Genomic DNA, 16054 nt, shown 5'->3' with positions numbered 1-16054 from the left:
CGCTTATCCAATCGCGTTATTCATCGCCATAATTGGCTGTAAAATTGCCATTACAATAAACATGACAATGACTGCCATAAGCGCAATCATTAATGGCTCTAGTAGCTTTAGTGACACATTCACTAAGGCTTCAAACTCTTTATCTTGGTTATCTGCTGAGCGCTCAAGCATTTGCTCAAGCTCTCCTGATTTTTCACCACTGGCAATCATATGCAGCATCATAGGTGGAAATAATTTTGTTTGGTCAAGGGACGCTTTTAAGCTTGCACCTTCACTGACTTTTACTGCGGCTTCTGCAACCGCGGCTTTCATTTTTTCATTCGCCAGTACTTCACCCGAAATACGCATACCTTCTAATAACGGTACCGAACTGGAAGATAAAATACTTAATGTTCTGGCAAATCGGGCGGTATTTAAGCCTCGCGCTACCTTGCCAATAAATGGCAACTGCAAAACACGTGAATCAAACCAAAAACGAACCTTAGGCTTTTTAAGTGCATTTTTGATGGCAAAAATACTGGCAAAAATTGCAATTAATGAGAACAACCAGTAGTTTTGTATAAAGTTACTGGCCGCAATTACCGTTTCGGTAGTCCAAGGCAGTGCTAGCTTCGAGCTTTGGAAAGACTTAACGATGGTTGGTACTACCGTACCAAGCAAAATTGACACAATTGCTACGGCAAACACCACAAGGATAATTGGGTAAACCATTGCCTGTGTAATTTGACTGCGCATATGTTGTCTTTGTTCAGTGTAGTCCGCAAGGCGCACCAGTACTTGGTCAAGGTGGCCCGACTTTTCACCTGCCGCAACCATTGCACGGTATAAATGATCAAAAATATGCGGAAATTCAGCCAAACCTTCAGCCAAGCTATAACCTTCAACTACTTTTGCTCGCACTGACATTAGCATGCTTTTTAAGCGCGGCTTTTCGCATTGTTCAGCAACGGCAAGTACAGCAGCTTCAACCGGTAGTGCTGATTGTACTAAGGTGGCAAGCTGACGTGTAATTAGCGATAACTCATGGGCTGAGATTTTGGTTTTAAACAAACCTCCGCCCGATTTTGCTTGTTGCTTTTCTTTATCTGCTGCTTGACTTACTTCAAGTGGAGTAAGTCCTTGCTCACGCAGCATTTGGCGTACTTGCTTAGCCGTATCTGCTTCAAGCAAGCCTTTTTTGTTTTTACCGCGGCTGTCTAGCGCCTTGTACTCAAACGCAGCCACTAGCTTTCCTCGCGCGTAACTCGAAGCACTTCTTCAAGTGACGTTTGACCTGCAAGTACACGGTTGCAGCCATCTTGACGAATACTTGGGGTGGTTTTGCGAACGTATTTCTCAACCGCTTGCTCACCTTTACCATCGTGAATGAGCTCGCGCACGGCTTCATCAACCACCAGCAACTCATGAATACCTGTACGCCCTTTATAACCATTATGATTACATTCGCTACAGCCAACTGGACGGCAAATCTCAATCCCTTTGCCAAATTCAACACCGAGCAGTTCGCACTCCCTTTCATCTGCTACATGTGATTCTTTACAATCACACAAGGTACGAACTAAGCGCTGTGATAATACGCCAAGTAATGATGAAGAAAGTAAGAATGGCTCAACCCCCATATCTTCCATACGAGTGATTGCACCTGCTGCAGTGTTTGTATGCAGTGTTGATAACACTAAGTGACCGGTTAACGAGGCTTGCACACCGATTTGAGCCGTTTCTAAGTCACGTATTTCACCTACCATTACTACATCAGGGTCTTGACGTAAGATGGCACGTAAGCCACGGGCAAAGGTCATATCCACTTTAGGATTAACCTGTGTTTGACCTATACCAGGAATTTCATATTCAATCGGATCTTCAACCGTTAAAATATTGCGGTCGCGAGTGTTAATTTCGGTCATACCCGCATATAAGGTGGTACTTTTACCCGAACCTGTTGGACCAGTGACCAAAATAATGCCGTGCGGTTTACGAATTAATTCAGCAAATGTTTTGCGGTTAGGCTCTGACATACCAAGATCTTCAAGATCTAAACGGGCATTATTTTTATCCAGAAGACGCAATACGACACGCTCGCCAAAGCTTGATGGCATAGTTGAAACACGTACATCAACTGCACGACCTGCAATGCGAAGGCTGATACGGCCATCCTGCGGTACACGCTTTTCTGCGATATCGAGTTTCGCCATTACTTTGATACGTGAGACAAGCAGTGACGCAAGTTTTCGGTTTGGCTCTAATACTTCTTTTAAAACACCATCAACACGGAAACGAATCACTAAGTTTTGCTCAAAGGTTTCGATATGAATATCTGATGCACCTTCTTTGATCGCCTCCCCTAACATGGCATTGATCAATTTGATAATTGGCGCGTCATCTTCTGATGCAAGTAAGTCTTCCGTTTGCGGTAACTCTTCAGCAAGCGAGAATAAATCAACTTCGTTGCCGATATCTTCCATAATTTGCTGGGTTTCAGAGCTATCACGCTGATATGCCGCTTCTAGTAATAATTCAAACTCAGTTTTACTAACTTGTTTAAGCGTAAAACTATTTGCCGCAACACGTCTTACCTCAAGCAGCGCTTGTTGGTTTAAATCGCCAGCATAACTCACCACCAACTCATTACTAATGGTTTGCATTAAGATGTTAAAACGCTTAGCAAAGTTAAACGGTAAACGTTTAACTTGTGCTACAGGTGCCGAACTAAGCTCAGAAACTATCTCAGTCATCTTTCTGGTTCTTTTTATTTTCGTCGTGTAAGAACTCTTGATACGTTGGCGGTAATACTAACGCATCATTCCACTCAGGCAGTACTGGCGGCACTTCATTAGGCATTAAATTAATACCGTCTTCTTTACGTTTAACTTGCTCACCACGAATAAAATTGTATTTACCATGGCTCAGCTTATTCATACTCACGCTATCACGTAGAATCGTTGGGCGAATAAATACCAATAAGTTACGTTTTTGCTTAGTCGATGAGGTTGATTTAAATAAGTGACCAAGTACTGGAATATCACCCAGTAAAGGTACTTTTTGCACACTTTCTTGTACGTTTTCGTCAATTAGGCCACCAAGAATAACCATGCTGCCATCATCAGCAAGAACAGTGTTACTAATTGAACGCTTATTAATTGAAATATCAACCGCAGTTGCACCTGATACACTTGATACTTCTTGTTCGATTTTTAATTGAACCGCTGTACCTTCGTTAATTTGTGGCGTTACTTTTAATTTAACACCCACCTCTTTACGCTCAACTGTTTGGAATGGGTTCGTATTAGTGCTGCTCGAAGTAGAACCAGTCAGAATTGGTACTTCTTGACCTACTAGCATTGACGCTTCTTCATTATCCATAGTGGTTACAGAAGGCGTAGCAAGAATATTCGAGTTGGTATCAGATGATACTGCCTGCACAATTGCAGCCCAGTCGTTTTTCGCGATACCAACAGCTAAACCACTAATACTGCTAAGTAGACCAGCTAGAGGCTCAAGGTTACCTTCAACTGTTTCTTCATATTCGGTTCCGGTGCCTGTTTCAGAGCCAATGACATTTTTCTTAACAGTTTTGTCACGCGCTACTTCTGCTGCTGCGGCAATAGAACCAATTGGTGCGCTGCTGCCGTTGTTAAACTGTACCATGCCGCCTTGCTCTGAAATCCATTGCAGACCAAAGTTAACGCCATCACCTTCTAGCACTTCGACAATAATTGCTTCAACTAGTACTTGTGCACGGCGCACATCTAAGTCTTTAATCACTTTTTCTAGTGAACGCATCACATCAGGATTTGCGGTGATTACTAACGAGTTAGTATCTTCGTGCGCTTCAATGCTGATGTCATCTTTGCGTGATGAACGGGTATTTGCTTTACCTTGGTTTTGTTCATCATTAATTGACTTGCTGACACCTTGCAGGACTTTTACTAAGTCTTCTGCTTTAGCGTAATTTAAGTAATAAACCTTGGTATTGCCTTGCGTTTCAAGCTCATTATCTAAGCGTTTAATTAGTTCGATAGCGCGTTCACGAGCTTCGCCTTCACCACTAACAATCACACTATTAGTGCGCTCATCGGCAACCACTTTTGGAATTAAAAATGCGGGAATATCATTTTTGCCACTGGCTGGCTTGTAAATCGTTTCAACCACAGACACCACATCAGTGGCCGTTGCATAGTTCAGTTTTACAATATCAACTGACTGATCACCTGCGCGGTCAACTTGTTTAATTACTTGTACTAAGCGATTAACTGTCGCAGCATGACCGGTTAACATCATTACGTTTGATGCAGTGTATTGCGCCACATGGCTGCCGCCTTTCTGGTCACTAAACTGACGCACCACCGGGCCTAGCTCTTGTACGCTCACATTTTTTACACGTACAACACGAGTGATCATCATGTCCCCTGTGACTTCTTCACCGTCATCAAGTACCGGGACATTCTTTTTGCGACCGTCCGCGCTTTTATCAATTTTGATAAAGCCCGTTTCCATTTCAATCGCCGTGTAACCATACACTTCAAGTACATTTAAGAAGAACTCATAATACAGCTCTTCATTCATAGACTCGTAGCTACGAACGTTTATTTTACCGCGTACATTTGGATTAATAATGATGGTTTTTTTCAGGTCTTTACCAACAACATTAATAAATTCAGTGATTTCAGTATTTTTAAAACTTGGGGAATACTCCACAGCAAGTGCTGAATAGGAAACACCTGCAGCAACTAATACTGCTGCATATTTACTTAATCCTTTGCAAACCTTAGTGAGGTTTAACAAGCTTTTCATTTAGTTACTCCGAGTCGTATTCTTATTCTAGGCTAAATAGGACATCTAATGTTTGCCCATCGCGCTCGATCACTATCGTGGCTGATGATGCCTCTCTAAGCTCCCCAATCGCCGCCATAGCCTGTTTCATATCTGTTAGCTGGTAACCATTTATCGCAGTTGCTAGGTCACCATTTTTCAAACCCATTTGTTCGAATAATTTTGGGTCTTTGCCAGGGCTTAAGTTGTAGCCAACAATTTCTCCGTCCACACGCTTAGGTGAGATACGAATGTAATCAAAAAGTTTCCCTGGCTCTTCAAGTAATTCTTTACGCGTTTCTTTTAGCTCTTCTTTAACGCCTTCGTTGCTGGTCGCATTAATCGCTTTTACGGGGGATTCTTCAACTGCACGTAATTGATTAAATGTCTTACCTTGTTTTTTGGCAGGCTGTTTTACTGTTTGAGAGTAATCGATACCATCAAGCATTAAGGTTTCAAATCGACCACTAACCTTGATAATAACGCGATCTGCAAAAATAGTTTCAATTTGTGCACGTGTACCCTTTACTAAGTCACCAACAGCATAAGTTTCTTGCGTGCTTTGACTTTCGATAATGGCATGACCGGCTTTTTCATTACCAGGTATTGCAACAACACCCGTTAACTTAATATTTAACGTAGTTTCAGGGGCATCACTGATGATTTCTTGATTTTTTTCTTCAGCTTTTTGCTCTGCACTGCCAAAAATATTTTGCGCAACCAAGTTTTTACTGTCGTAATTAAAAGAGGGCTTAGTTCCGCTATTAGCTGACACAAGAATGGTATGTTGCTGTGGTTTTGGCCAGAGCATCCAAGTTAATTGAGCTGCTAAATAAGCCACATAAATAACCACAAGCACAAGTGCAATATTACTTGCTCTTTTGTGTGGGAATTTTGCTACTACTTGTTCAATTTGCGCTTGGTTTAACTGCATTATTATTATGTGTTTGATTGTTTTTGAACGCCCATCTTAACCTGTCAGCTTTGCGACAACAAGCAGGTAAACTGGAAAGTGGCTGGAATTTACACTGTAAAGATGACAATTCTGTGTCACTGGCTGCATTTCTCAGTGTCTCTAATTTTGGTAAATAAATGTATCAATTTTGTCTATAGTTGCATTTATGGTATATTTCACGCACTTTTCAATGCAGTTATTCACTCACTCCATGAGTAAAAAGCAAAATTCAACAGACACTTCAAATCAAGACTCAACGTCAGCCGTTAGGTTAGACAAATGGCTTTGGGCTGCACGCTTTTACAAAACACGTGCCATTGCAAGAGAAATGATATTGGGTGGCAAAGTGCACTATAATGGTCAACGATGTAAACCCAGTAAAATTGTTGAATTAGGTGCTAGCGTTAAATTCTCGCAAGGATTTGATGAGAAAATTGTCACTATTGAAAAAATAAGTGACCAAAGGCGTGGTGCTCCCGTTGCTCAGACCTTATATAAAGAAACACAAGAAAGTGTTAGTAAGCGTGAAGAAAACGCATGGGCGCGCAAAAACAACGCCTTTTTCTCTCCGAGCCCAGAACATCGCCCGGATAAAAAACAGCGTCGCGAACTTATTAAGTTTAAACACAGTTAGTATTTCTCAAGCGTAAAGCTTGAAACAAGGTATTTGACCAATGCAAGATTTATTACACAGATATATTTTTGAAAACCATGATGTACGTGGTGAGTTAGTTCAATTAGACAAAACCTATTCGGAAATTATCGAGAACCACAACTACCCAACCGAGGTTAAGCAGTTGATCGGTGAACTTTTAGTAGCAACCTGTTTACTTACAGCAACGCTAAAGTTTGAAGGTGATATTGCCGTTCAACTGCAAGGTGATGGTCCGGTAAAATACGCTGTAATTAACGGTGACCACCAACAAAATATGCGTGGAATAGCACGTATTCAAGGTGATATTACCGAAGCTGGCGTACTAAACCTGATTGGCAAAGGCCATATGGTAATTACCATCACACCACTCAAAGGTGAACGTTACCAAGGCATTGTACCTTTGGTATCTAACAGCCTAGCCGAATGCTTAGAACAGTATTTTCACCAGTCGGAACAGCTTCGTACTCGCATGTGGATTAGCACAGATACTGCAGCTGAAAAGTGCTCAGGTATGTTGCTACAAGTATTGCCAGTAAATAAAGAAAAAGCTGAAGAAGACTTTACGCATTTAGAAGCTTTAACAAATACCATTAAAGATGAAGAGTTATTAGAGCTTGATGGCCATACGGTATTAACTCGACTTTATCATGAAGATAACCCGCGCTTATTTGATCCTCAACCGGTTAGCTTCCGTTGTGGCTGTAGCCGCGACAAAATCGCGAATGCGATTGTTAACGTTGGTAAAGATGCCTTGCTTGAAGATGCAAAAAAACAAGGTGCAATTAAAATTAACTGCCAATACTGTTTAAAAGAATATCAATTCAATAAGCGCGATATTGAAAATATATTTAACTAAGCTAAATATCTTAAAAGCAGGTTTTATACCTGCTTTTTTATTACCTAAAAACCGTCTCCTGCTTTCTTTACTTCAAACTAATCAAAATAGATAAATATCGTCAGACAATTGCTTATATAGAAGTGATTAAAAATCCCGCCACAAAAATGACAGCGATGTCATTTTTTAAATGCATAATGGGTATTTAAAAATGACACCGGTATCATGAAAAAAAATACATAAATCCTAGAAAAATCGGGGGTTTCAGCTTTGGTTTTACTCTACTATTACGATAGAATTGACGCTCGAATTTTATTCGATTTTATTTTACTACCCGTTCAAAACCCCTAGGAGTGTTTAAACTATGTCAGCTTTAGAAAACTCGATTGATTTGTCGCAATATGGCATTCACGATGTTTCAGAAATTGTTCACAATCCATCTTACGAGTTACTTTTTGCGGAAGAAACTAAAGCGGGCCTTGAAGGTTATGACAAAGGTGTCGAAACTGAATTAGGCGCAGTTAACGTGAAAACTGGTATCTTTACCGGTCGTTCACCAAAAGATAAGTACATCGTACGTGATGAAACCTCAGCTGACACTGTGTGGTGGTCTGATCAAGGTAAAAACGACAACAAACCAATGACTCCTGAAACTTGGTCACACCTAAAAGGTTTAGTGACTAAGCAACTATCAGGCAAGCGTCTTTTCGTAGTTGACACATTCTGTGGTGCGAACGAAGACACACGCCTTAAGGTGCGTTTTGTTACTGAAGTAGCATGGCAAGCACATTTCGTTAAAAACATGTTCATTCGCCCTTCTGAAGAAGAGCTAAAAGATTACGAGCCTGACTTCATCGTAATGAATGGTGCAAAAACCACGAATGACAAGTGGCAAGAACAGGGTCTTAACTCTGAAAACTTCGTTGCATTTAACCTAACTGAGAAAATCCAATTAATTGGTGGTACTTGGTACGGCGGTGAAATGAAAAAGGGTATGTTCTCAATGATGAACTACTACCTACCACTTAAAGGCATTGCATCAATGCACTGTAGTGCTAACGTAGGTAAAGATGGCGACGTTGCTATTTTCTTCGGTCTTTCTGGTACTGGTAAAACAACACTTTCAACCGACCCTAAGCGCGAGCTTATTGGTGATGACGAGCACGGTTGGGATGACAACGGCGTATTTAACTTTGAAGGTGGTTGTTACGCAAAAACAATTAACCTTAGCAAAGAAAATGAACCAGACATCTACAATGCAATCCGTCGTGATGCATTATTAGAAAACGTATCAGTTGATGAAAACGGCAAAATTGATTTTGACGATAACTCAACAACTGAAAACACGCGTGTTTCTTACCCAATTCACCACATTGATAACATTGTTAAGCCAGTGTCTAAAGCAGGTCACGCGAAGAAAGTTATCTTCTTAACTGCTGACGCATTTGGTGTACTACCACCAGTTGCAAAATTAACGCCAGAGCAAACACAGTACTACTTCTTATCGGGTTTCACTGCGAAATTAGCAGGTACTGAGCGTGGTATTACTGAACCTACACCTACGTTCTCAAGCTGTTTTGGTGCTGCGTTCTTATCACTTCACCCAACACAGTACGCTGAAGTACTTCAAAAGCGTATGGAAGCTGCTGGCGCTGAAGCTTACCTAGTAAACACAGGTTGGAACGGCACAGGCAAACGTATTTCAATTAAAGCAACGCGTGCAATCATTGACGCTATCTTAGATGGCTCTATCGATAACGCTGAAACTGAAATTGTGCCACTATTTAACCTTGAAGTACCTAAGTCACTTGAAGGTGTAGAAGGTGATATTCTTGATCCTCGTAACACTTACGAAGATGCAAGCGTATGGACTGACAAAGCAACAGACCTAGCTAAGCGTTTTGTTGATAACTTTGACAAGTTTACTGACACAGAAAACGGCAAGGCGCTTGTAGCGGCAGGCCCAAAACTTTAATTAAGTCATTCTCCTTAATTAAAAAAGCCAGCATTTAGCTGGCTTTTTGTTTTATGAAAAAGATATTTTTATAAGCTAATTAAAATGAATGGCTATTCAATATTAAGAGCGAAATTGAACGAACTACCGCTAAAACTAATCTGGGTCTTTTACACCAAATATAGTTAGCAAAATCTCAAGTACATTTTCAATTAGTATTACTTGCCGCTCTGTCTCTTGTATTTCTCTTTTCTCGCTTAGACAATCATTATATTGCGCTTCTATCACAGCCTTAGGAAGCGCTTGGTTTTGAAACGCATTTTCTCTACATTCTCTTATGTCACGCTGCTGCAATCCAGTTGAACAACCAGCACTTATTAGCAGCAAGAAAATACATACACAATGTTTCATGCGCTTCCCTTATTTTTTCTTTAGATATTTATCTAACGAATTTTTCAGCAATATTTCGTTATCTGATTTTTCACCAGGACATGGAAAACCCGATGATGACGGCATATCCATACTGCTCATTTCAGAACTGCTATCGACAAGATAACACTTACCTTTATATTTTAGGGTCTTACGTGGCGAGGTTACACTACCAACAACAACTTCAGCTTGTTCTTTGACTAGATCTTGATATTTCTGCGTCGGCTTAATTTTGACTTTCGGCTGGCTTACCTGATTATTGAATTGTTGCGATTTAAAATAAGCTTGCTGCTCTTTTTCAATTACACTCTCAAGGCTCTTATAGCGATTAAACTTTATAACTTTAGTCTCGGCCGACTTTTCCTGAGTTTCAGAAACGATTTTCAACGGTTTTTCTGCCCGTTTTGGTACTGGTGATTCTGCTACTTTTGGAGTTTTATTTACCTTCTCTACTTCTGCTTTTTTTGAAATTTTTTCAGGTACTTCTTGTTGTTTAGGTTCAGGGTTTAATTCAGCTTTAGGCTTCGCCATTTTAGCAAGTATTTCTCGCTGCTGTGCTACCGAAATAATGTACGTTTTAAGAGACGCGTCCTGTTTTGAACTTGGTTGTTTGAATGTTTGAGTTACCAGTAAATAACCTAGAACAAAGTGCACAGTAATAGACGTCAGCAATGCCATTTGCTTAGAACGCACAGCAACACCTTTAAAAATTTATGATTATTATTAATATGTTAGGAGTCTTAAAGGTGCGTAAAGTTCAGTGATAGAAATCTGAACAATGTAAAAAATCGTAAGTAAGCAGTAAGCAGTAAGCAGTAAGCAGTAAGCAGTAAGCAGTAAGCAGTAAGCAGTAATTTTAGCCAAAAACTTACCCAAAACGTCATCTAATATTAAACACTCACGAATAGTAACTGTGTTACCTTCTTTAGAAGTAGTCTTCTCATCATTTGCGTGTAGTTTAGTAGTACGCTAAATGAATTTACCGGTTAGCATTGAGAATGGTGCTCCACCAGTTATCAAATTCACCTTGCTCTAAACGTAAAAAACCCCAGCCAAGGCCGGGGTTTTTAGCGTTCGCTTAATTAATAAAAATTAAGCAGAAACAACGTCAACTAAAGTCCAAGATTTGTTCTTAGAGATAGGAGCACATTCACGAATAGTAACTGTGTTGCCTTCTTTAGCAGTGTTGTTCTCATCGTGTGCGTGTAGCTTAGTAGTACGCTTGATGAATTTACCGTAGATTGGGTGCTTCACCTGACGTTCAATCGCAACAACAATGGTTTTATCCATTTTGTCACTAACAACACGACCTTGTAGAGTACGGATTTTATCGCTCATTATGCACCTGCCTTCTGGTTGATAACCGTTTTAACACGCGCGATATCGCGACGTACTTTACGTAGTAAATGAGACTGAGCTAGCTGACCAGTGCTCGCTTGCATGCGCAGGTTAAACTGCTCACGAAGAAGCTCTAGAAGTTCAGTGTTTAGCTCTTCTGTGCTCTTGTCTTTTAATTCGCTAGCTTTCATTACATTACCGTCCGAGTTACGAATGTTGTCTTGAATGGTAGTTTACGAGCAGCAAGGTCGAATGCTTCACGAGCAAGCTCTTCAGAAACACCTTCCATTTCGTAAAGTACTTTACCAGGTTGGATTTCAGCAACCCAGTATTCTACGCTACCTTTACCTTTACCCATACGAACTTCAAGCGGCTTGTTTGTAATTGGCTTATCTGGGAACACACGGATCCAGATTTTACCTTGACGCTTGATGTGACGAGTCATAGCACGACGAGCTGCTTCGATTTGACGAGCAGTCATACGGCCACGGCCAGTCGCTTTAAGGCCGAATGAGCCGAAGCTAACTTTGTTACCGTTTTGCGCTAAACCGCGGTTGCGGCCTTTGTGCATTTTACGGAATTTTGTACGTTTTGGCTGTAACATTAATCGCTACCCCTTACTTAGCTTTACGAGCTTTTTTCGGTGCACGTTTAGCTGGCTTCTCAGCTTCTTGTTTCAGTGGAAGACCACCGATAACTTCGCCTTTGAAGATCCAAACTTTAACACCGATGATGCCGTAAGTAGTTAAAGCTTCTGAAGTTGCGTAATCGATATCAGCACGTAGAGTGTGTAGAGGTACACGACCTTCACGGTACCACTCAGAACGTGCGATTTCAGCGCCGCCTAAACGACCGCTAACTTCAACCTTAATACCTTTAGCGCCTAGACGCATTGCGTTTTGTACCGCGCGCTTCATAGCACGACGGAACATTACACGGCGCTCAAGCTGTGAAGAGATGCTGTCAGCTACAAGTTGTGCATCTAACTCAGGCTTACGAACTTCAGAAATATTGATCTGAGCCGGAACACCTGCAAGTTTAGTCACTTCTTGACGTAGCTTCTCAACGTCTTCGCCTTTCTTACCGATAACAACACCAGGACGAGCTGTGTGAATTGTTACACGGATTGATTTTGCTGGACGTTCAATAACGATTTTAGACACAGAAGCTGCTTTTAATTCCTTAGTAAGGAAAGCGCGAACTTTGTGATCGCCAAATAGCGTCTCAGAGTAGTCTTTAGTATTCGCGTACCAAGTAGATACCCAAGGTTTTGAGATACCTAGGCGAATACCAGTAGGATGTACTTTTTGTCCCATTAGTTAATCTCCTAGTTATCTGAAACCACAACAGTGATGTGGCTAGTACGCTTAAGGATGCGATCCGCACGACCTTTAGCACGTGGACGAATACGTTTCATTGTAGGACCTTCGTCTACAAAAACTTTCGCCACTTTAAGCTCATCAATGTCAGCACCTTCGTTATGCTCTGCATTCGCAATAGCAGACTCAAGTACTTTCTTAACTAAAACAGCCGCTGATTTAGGGCTGTACGCCAGGATTTCTAACGCGCGATCAACTGGTAGTCCACGGACTTGATCTGCAACTAAACGTGCTTTTTGCGCAGAACCAGAGGCGAATTTGTGTTTAGCAATAGCTTCCATCATAACCTCCAATTAGCGTTTCTTAGCTTTCTTATCCGCAGCGTGACCGCGGTAAGTACGTGTAGGTGCAAATTCACCTAGTTTGTGACCGATCATTTCGTCTGTAACGAATACAGGTACGTGCTGACGACCATTATGGACAGCGATGGTCAATCCGATCATGTTAGGGATGATCATTGAACGACGGCTCCAAGTCTTGATAGGCTTCTTGTCACCGCTTTCCAACGCCTTCTCTACCTTCTTCAGCAAGTGTAGGTCAATGAATGGACCCTTCTTGAGAGAACGTGGCATGGCAATTCCTCAACTATTACTTAGTACGACGACGTACGATAAATTTATCAGTACGCTTGTTCTTACGTGTCTTAGCACCTTTGGTAGGCTTACCCCATGGAGACACAGGATGACGACCACCAGAAGTACGACCTTCACCACCACCGTGTGGGTGGTCTACTGGGTTCATGGCAACACCACGAACTGTAGGACGAACACCACGCCAACGGTTAGCACCAGCTTTACCTAGTGAACGAAGCATGTGTTCTGCGTTACCTACTTCACCTAAAGTTGCGCGACAATCCGCTTCAACTTTACGCATCTCGCCAGAACGTAGACGAAGTGTTACGTACTGACCATCGCGAGCAAGGATCTGAACGTATGCACCCGCTGAACGAGCGATTTGAGCACCTTTACCAGGCTTAAGCTCAACGTTGTGAACAGTAGAACCTACAGGCATGTTACGCATCGGTAATGTGTTACCAACCTTGATTGGTGCATCAACACCAGATTGGATTGCATCACCAGCTTTAAGGCCTTTAGGTGCGATGATGTAACGACGCTCACCGTCTGCATATAATACAAGAGCGATGTTTGCGCTACGGTTTGGATCGTATTCTAAACGCTCAACTTTAGCCGGAATACCGTCTTTAGTGCGTTTGAAATCGATTACACGGTAATGATGCTTATGACCACCACCGATGTGACGAACCGTGATACGACCGTTGTTGTTACGACCACCTGATTTAGAGTTTTTCTCTAGTAGCGGAGCGTACGGCTTACCCTTGTGTAGATCAGGGTTAACCACTTTAACGACGTGACGACGACCCGCAGAAGTTGGTTTACACTTTTGAAGTGCCATAATGCTAACTCCTTAAATTACTCGGCGCCGCCGACAAAGTCTAATTCGCTGCCTTCTTTAAGAGTAACGTACGCTTTTTTCCAATCAGAACGCTGACCGAAACGCATACCTGTACGTTTTTTCTTACCCTTAACAACAAGCGAACGAACACCCGTTACTTCTACTTCGAAAAGTTTTTCTACAGCTGCTTTAATTTCAGCTTTAGTTGCATCTTTAGCTACTTTGAACACGATAGTGTTGTTCGCTTCAGCATTGATAGTACTTTTCTCAGAAATGTGCGGAGCACGTAGAACTTTTAATAAACGTTCTTCACGGATCATGCTAACGACTCCTCAAGTTGCTTAACAGCAGCAGCTGTAATAAGAACCTTATCGAAAGCAATTAAGCTTACTGGGTCAATGCCCGCAACGTCACGTACGTCTACTTTGTATAGGTTACGTGCAGATAAGAATAGGTTCTCATCAACTTCTTCAGTTACGATTAGAACATCTTTAAGCTCAAGTTCTTTAAGCTTAGCTACTAGTTCTTTAGTCTTTGGTGCTTCAAGACCAAAGTTTTCAACAACTACTAGACGCTCTTGACGAACTAGTTCAGAAAGGATGCTTTGAATCGCACCGCGATACATCTTACGGTTTACTTTTTGGCTGTGATCTTGCGGCTTAGCAGCAAAGCTCACACCACCCGAGCGCCAAATTGGGCTACGGATTGTACCAGCACGTGCACGGCCAGTACCTTTTTGACGAAATGGTTTCTTACCGCCACCACTTACTTCAGAACGTGTCTTCTGAGCACGAGTACCTTGACGAGCACCTGCTGCGTAAGCAACAACTACTTGGTGTACTAATGCTTCGTTAAACTCACGACCAAAAGTAGCTTCGGAAACCTCAAGAGCGCCTGATGCGTCTTTTAACGTTAATTCCATCACTAAATCTCCAGGACTTAAGCTTTAACAGCTGGTTTAACGATTACGTCGCCGTTTACTGCGCCAGGTACTGCACCTTTAACAAGTAATAGACCACGTTCAGCGTCAACACGAACAACTTCTAGGTTTTGAGTCGTTACACGCTCAGCACCCATGTGACCGGCCATTTTCTTACCTTTAAATACTTTACCAGGTGATTGGTTTTGACCAATTGAACCAGGAGCACGGTGAGATAATGAGTTACCGTGAGTAGCGTCTTGCATGCTGAAGTTCCAGCGCTTAACACCACCTTGGAAGCCTTTACCTTTAGAAGTACCAGTTACGTCAACTTTTGCAACGTCGTTGAATACTTCAACAGTAATTTCGTTACCAACTTCGAAGTCACCTTCGTCGCCAGATAGACGGAATTCCCACAGACCACGACCAGCCTCAACACCAGCTTTAGCGAAGTGACCCGCTTCTGGTTTGTTTACACGGCTAGCTTTTTTCTCGCCTGCAGTCACTTGAAGCGCGTTATAACCGTCAGTAGCTTCAGTTTTAACCTGAGTTACACGGTTTGGCGTCGCTTCGATTACGGTTACTGGGATTGAAACGCCATCTTCAGTGAAGATGCGAGTCATGCCCACTTTACGACCGATTAGACCTAATGCCATTTTCCTAAAACCTCTCTAATCTTCCGATTAACCCAGGCTGATTTGAACATCAACACCAGCAGCAAGGTCTAAACGCATAAGTGCGTCTACAGTCTTGTCAGTTGGCTCTACGATGTCGATCAGACGTTTGTGGGTGCGGATTTCGTACTGATCACGCGCGTCTTTGTTAACGTGCGGAGAAATAAGTACAGTGAAACGCTCTTTGCGTGTAGGTAGTGGGATTGGACCACGAACCTGAGCACCAGTGCGCTTAGCAGTTTCCACGATTTCCAACGTTGATTGGTCAATCAAACGATGGTCAAAAGCTTTTAGGCGAATACGAATGCGTTGATTAGACATTCAATTAAACCTCAATAAAAAGAGCATTTTAAAAAGAGCATAAAAAAACCGTCAACCCATCCAAATTGGAGAGCGACAATCTTCTTATATCTTACCTTTGAACTCCAAATCGGAGTTCCTGTTCATGGGCTTGAAATCCAAGCCTCTATAGTCTTTCAAAGCGTGTAAGCGAACTTACAATTTTGAAAGTTTGCGTATTATAGTGATACTGGTGATAAATGCAACAGTTTTTTTAGATACCGATTTAGGGTTTAGGGTTTAGGGTTTAGGGTTTAGGGTTTAGGGTTTAGGGTTTAGGGTTTAGGGTTTAGGGTTTAGGGTTTAGGGTTTAGGGTTTAGGGTTTAGGGTTTAGGGTTTAGGGTTTAGGGTTTA

Annotated in this window: 20 protein-coding genes; 3 read left to right on the top strand and 17 right to left on the bottom strand. The window is 41.9% G+C overall.

Annotated elements, in window-relative coordinates; genetic code table 11:
* Positions 1–3 precede the first annotated feature (3 nt).
* From gspF to gspC, 4 genes are read right to left on the bottom strand one after another with little or no spacing between them, the layout of a single operon-like run.
* A complete protein-coding gene (gene gspF / locus AAEU29_RS19040; RefSeq protein WP_421974790.1) occupies positions 4–1224 on the bottom strand; it encodes a type II secretion system inner membrane protein GspF in 1221 nt (406 codons plus the stop codon).
* Positions 1224–2732 carry a type II secretion system ATPase GspE gene (gspE, locus tag AAEU29_RS19035; RefSeq protein WP_421974789.1) on the bottom strand — a complete coding sequence of 503 codons (1509 nt, stop codon included), beginning with the start codon at positions 2730–2732 and terminating at the stop codon, positions 1224–1226. The genes gspF and gspE overlap by 1 nt, the downstream gene beginning before the upstream one ends.
* Entirely contained in the window at positions 2725–4791 is a 2067-nt protein-coding gene (gspD, locus tag AAEU29_RS19030; protein WP_421974788.1) for a type II secretion system secretin GspD, read from the bottom strand. The genes gspE and gspD overlap by 8 nt, the downstream gene beginning before the upstream one ends.
* Before the next feature lie 22 nt (positions 4792–4813).
* Positions 4814–5743 carry a type II secretion system protein GspC gene (gspC, locus tag AAEU29_RS19025; RefSeq protein ID WP_421974787.1) on the bottom strand — a complete coding sequence of 310 codons (930 nt, stop codon included), beginning with the start codon at positions 5741–5743 and terminating at the stop codon, positions 4814–4816.
* Between the two features lie 232 nt (positions 5744–5975).
* Here gspC and hslR point away from each other — a divergent pair, with 232 nt between their 5' ends.
* The 3 genes from hslR to pckA all read left to right on the top strand — a co-directional run bounded on the left by hslR (position 5976) and on the right by pckA (position 9229).
* Positions 5976–6398, top strand: coding sequence for a ribosome-associated heat shock protein Hsp15 (gene hslR / locus AAEU29_RS19020; RefSeq protein WP_421974903.1), 423 nt, complete (start codon positions 5976–5978; stop codon positions 6396–6398).
* A 40-nt stretch (positions 6399–6438) separates the two neighbouring features.
* Positions 6439–7275 (top strand): Hsp33 family molecular chaperone HslO, encoded by an 837-nt coding sequence (gene hslO / locus AAEU29_RS19015; RefSeq protein WP_421974786.1) that lies wholly within the window; start codon positions 6439–6441, stop codon positions 7273–7275.
* Between the two features lie 343 nt (positions 7276–7618).
* Complete coding sequence (gene pckA, locus AAEU29_RS19010) at positions 7619–9229, top strand: phosphoenolpyruvate carboxykinase (ATP) (RefSeq protein ID WP_010561255.1); 1611 nt, start codon at positions 7619–7621, stop codon at positions 9227–9229.
* A gap of 135 nt (positions 9230–9364) precedes the next feature.
* Here pckA and AAEU29_RS19005 read toward each other — a convergent pair whose 3' ends face one another.
* The 13 genes from AAEU29_RS19005 to rpsJ all read right to left on the bottom strand — a co-directional run bounded on the left by AAEU29_RS19005 (position 9365) and on the right by rpsJ (position 15681).
* Positions 9365–9619, bottom strand: coding sequence for a hypothetical protein (locus AAEU29_RS19005; protein ID WP_421974785.1), 255 nt, complete (start codon positions 9617–9619; stop codon positions 9365–9367).
* A 9-nt stretch (positions 9620–9628) separates the two neighbouring features.
* Positions 9629–10330: a hypothetical protein gene (locus AAEU29_RS19000; protein WP_421974784.1), complete on the bottom strand. Its 702-nt coding sequence runs from the start codon at positions 10328–10330 to the stop codon at positions 9629–9631.
* 399 nt (positions 10331–10729) lie between these two features.
* Complete coding sequence (gene rpsQ, locus AAEU29_RS18995; protein ID WP_421974783.1) at positions 10730–10975, bottom strand: 30S ribosomal protein S17; 246 nt, start codon at positions 10973–10975, stop codon at positions 10730–10732.
* Complete coding sequence (gene rpmC / locus AAEU29_RS18990) at positions 10975–11166, bottom strand: 50S ribosomal protein L29 (protein ID WP_421974782.1); 192 nt, start codon at positions 11164–11166, stop codon at positions 10975–10977. The genes rpsQ and rpmC overlap by 1 nt, the downstream gene beginning before the upstream one ends.
* Positions 11166–11579: a 50S ribosomal protein L16 gene (gene rplP / locus AAEU29_RS18985; protein ID WP_010561266.1), complete on the bottom strand. Its 414-nt coding sequence runs from the start codon at positions 11577–11579 to the stop codon at positions 11166–11168. The genes rpmC and rplP overlap by 1 nt, the downstream gene beginning before the upstream one ends.
* Positions 11580–11592: 13 nt before the next feature.
* Complete coding sequence (rpsC, locus tag AAEU29_RS18980; RefSeq protein ID WP_038639200.1) at positions 11593–12291, bottom strand: 30S ribosomal protein S3; 699 nt, start codon at positions 12289–12291, stop codon at positions 11593–11595.
* 11 nt (positions 12292–12302) lie between these two features.
* The gene (gene rplV, locus AAEU29_RS18975) at positions 12303–12635 is read right to left on the bottom strand and encodes a 50S ribosomal protein L22 (protein ID WP_421974781.1); all 333 of its coding nucleotides are present in this window, start codon (positions 12633–12635) and stop codon (positions 12303–12305) included.
* 12 nt (positions 12636–12647) lie between these two features.
* Positions 12648–12926 carry a 30S ribosomal protein S19 gene (rpsS, locus tag AAEU29_RS18970; RefSeq protein WP_010367084.1) on the bottom strand — a complete coding sequence of 93 codons (279 nt, stop codon included), beginning with the start codon at positions 12924–12926 and terminating at the stop codon, positions 12648–12650.
* 16 nt (positions 12927–12942) lie between these two features.
* Positions 12943–13767 (bottom strand): 50S ribosomal protein L2, encoded by an 825-nt coding sequence (gene rplB, locus AAEU29_RS18965; protein WP_421974780.1) that lies wholly within the window; start codon positions 13765–13767, stop codon positions 12943–12945.
* A 17-nt stretch (positions 13768–13784) separates the two neighbouring features.
* Positions 13785–14087 (bottom strand): 50S ribosomal protein L23, encoded by a 303-nt coding sequence (gene rplW, locus AAEU29_RS18960; protein WP_421974779.1) that lies wholly within the window; start codon positions 14085–14087, stop codon positions 13785–13787.
* On the bottom strand, positions 14084–14689 hold the full coding sequence (gene rplD / locus AAEU29_RS18955; protein WP_421974778.1) for a 50S ribosomal protein L4: 606 nt from the start codon (positions 14687–14689) through the stop codon (positions 14084–14086). The genes rplW and rplD overlap by 4 nt, the downstream gene beginning before the upstream one ends.
* A gap of 17 nt (positions 14690–14706) precedes the next feature.
* Positions 14707–15342, bottom strand: coding sequence for a 50S ribosomal protein L3 (gene rplC / locus AAEU29_RS18950; RefSeq protein WP_421974777.1), 636 nt, complete (start codon positions 15340–15342; stop codon positions 14707–14709).
* 27 nt (positions 15343–15369) lie between these two features.
* Positions 15370–15681, bottom strand: coding sequence for a 30S ribosomal protein S10 (gene rpsJ, locus AAEU29_RS18945; protein WP_421974776.1), 312 nt, complete (start codon positions 15679–15681; stop codon positions 15370–15372).
* Positions 15682–16054 lie beyond the last annotated feature (373 nt).

The organism is Pseudoalteromonas aquimarina (genome assembly GCF_049257255.1).
In the GTDB taxonomy this organism is placed as follows: domain Bacteria; phylum Pseudomonadota; class Gammaproteobacteria; order Enterobacterales; family Alteromonadaceae; genus Pseudoalteromonas.
Note: the sequence above shows the minus strand (reverse complement) of the source record. Positions and strands in the feature narration are given on the sequence as shown.

Bases quoted from the DNA above. Each gene is read 5' to 3' on its own strand.
- gspE (WP_421974789.1), bottom strand. From the start codon at position 2,732: ATGACTGAGATAGTTTCTGAGCTTAGTTCGGCACCTGTAGCACAAGTT.
- gspD (WP_421974788.1), bottom strand. From the start codon at position 4,791: ATGAAAAGCTTGTTAAACCTCACTAAGGTTTGCAAAGGATTAAGTAAA.
- gspC (WP_421974787.1), bottom strand. From the start codon at position 5,743: ATGCAGTTAAACCAAGCGCAAATTGAACAAGTAGTAGCAAAATTCCCA.
- hslR (WP_421974903.1), top strand. From the start codon at position 5,976: ATGAGTAAAAAGCAAAATTCAACAGACACTTCAAATCAAGACTCAACG.
- hslO (WP_421974786.1), top strand. From the start codon at position 6,439: ATGCAAGATTTATTACACAGATATATTTTTGAAAACCATGATGTACGT.
- pckA (WP_010561255.1), top strand. From the start codon at position 7,619: ATGTCAGCTTTAGAAAACTCGATTGATTTGTCGCAATATGGCATTCAC.
- AAEU29_RS19005 (WP_421974785.1), bottom strand. From the start codon at position 9,619: ATGAAACATTGTGTATGTATTTTCTTGCTGCTAATAAGTGCTGGTTGT.
- rpsQ (WP_421974783.1), bottom strand. From the start codon at position 10,975: ATGAGCGATAAAATCCGTACTCTACAAGGTCGTGTTGTTAGTGACAAA.
- rpmC (WP_421974782.1), bottom strand. From the start codon at position 11,166: ATGAAAGCTAGCGAATTAAAAGACAAGAGCACAGAAGAGCTAAACACT.
- rplP (WP_010561266.1), bottom strand. From the start codon at position 11,579: ATGTTACAGCCAAAACGTACAAAATTCCGTAAAATGCACAAAGGCCGC.
- rpsC (WP_038639200.1), bottom strand. From the start codon at position 12,291: ATGGGACAAAAAGTACATCCTACTGGTATTCGCCTAGGTATCTCAAAA.
- rplV (WP_421974781.1), bottom strand. From the start codon at position 12,635: ATGGAAGCTATTGCTAAACACAAATTCGCCTCTGGTTCTGCGCAAAAA.
- rpsS (WP_010367084.1), bottom strand. From the start codon at position 12,926: ATGCCACGTTCTCTCAAGAAGGGTCCATTCATTGACCTACACTTGCTG.
- rplB (WP_421974780.1), bottom strand. From the start codon at position 13,767: ATGGCACTTCAAAAGTGTAAACCAACTTCTGCGGGTCGTCGTCACGTC.
- rplW (WP_421974779.1), bottom strand. From the start codon at position 14,087: ATGATCCGTGAAGAACGTTTATTAAAAGTTCTACGTGCTCCGCACATT.
- rplD (WP_421974778.1), bottom strand. From the start codon at position 14,689: ATGGAATTAACGTTAAAAGACGCATCAGGCGCTCTTGAGGTTTCCGAA.
- rplC (WP_421974777.1), bottom strand. From the start codon at position 15,342: ATGGCATTAGGTCTAATCGGTCGTAAAGTGGGCATGACTCGCATCTTC.
- rpsJ (WP_421974776.1), bottom strand. From the start codon at position 15,681: ATGTCTAATCAACGCATTCGTATTCGCCTAAAAGCTTTTGACCATCGT.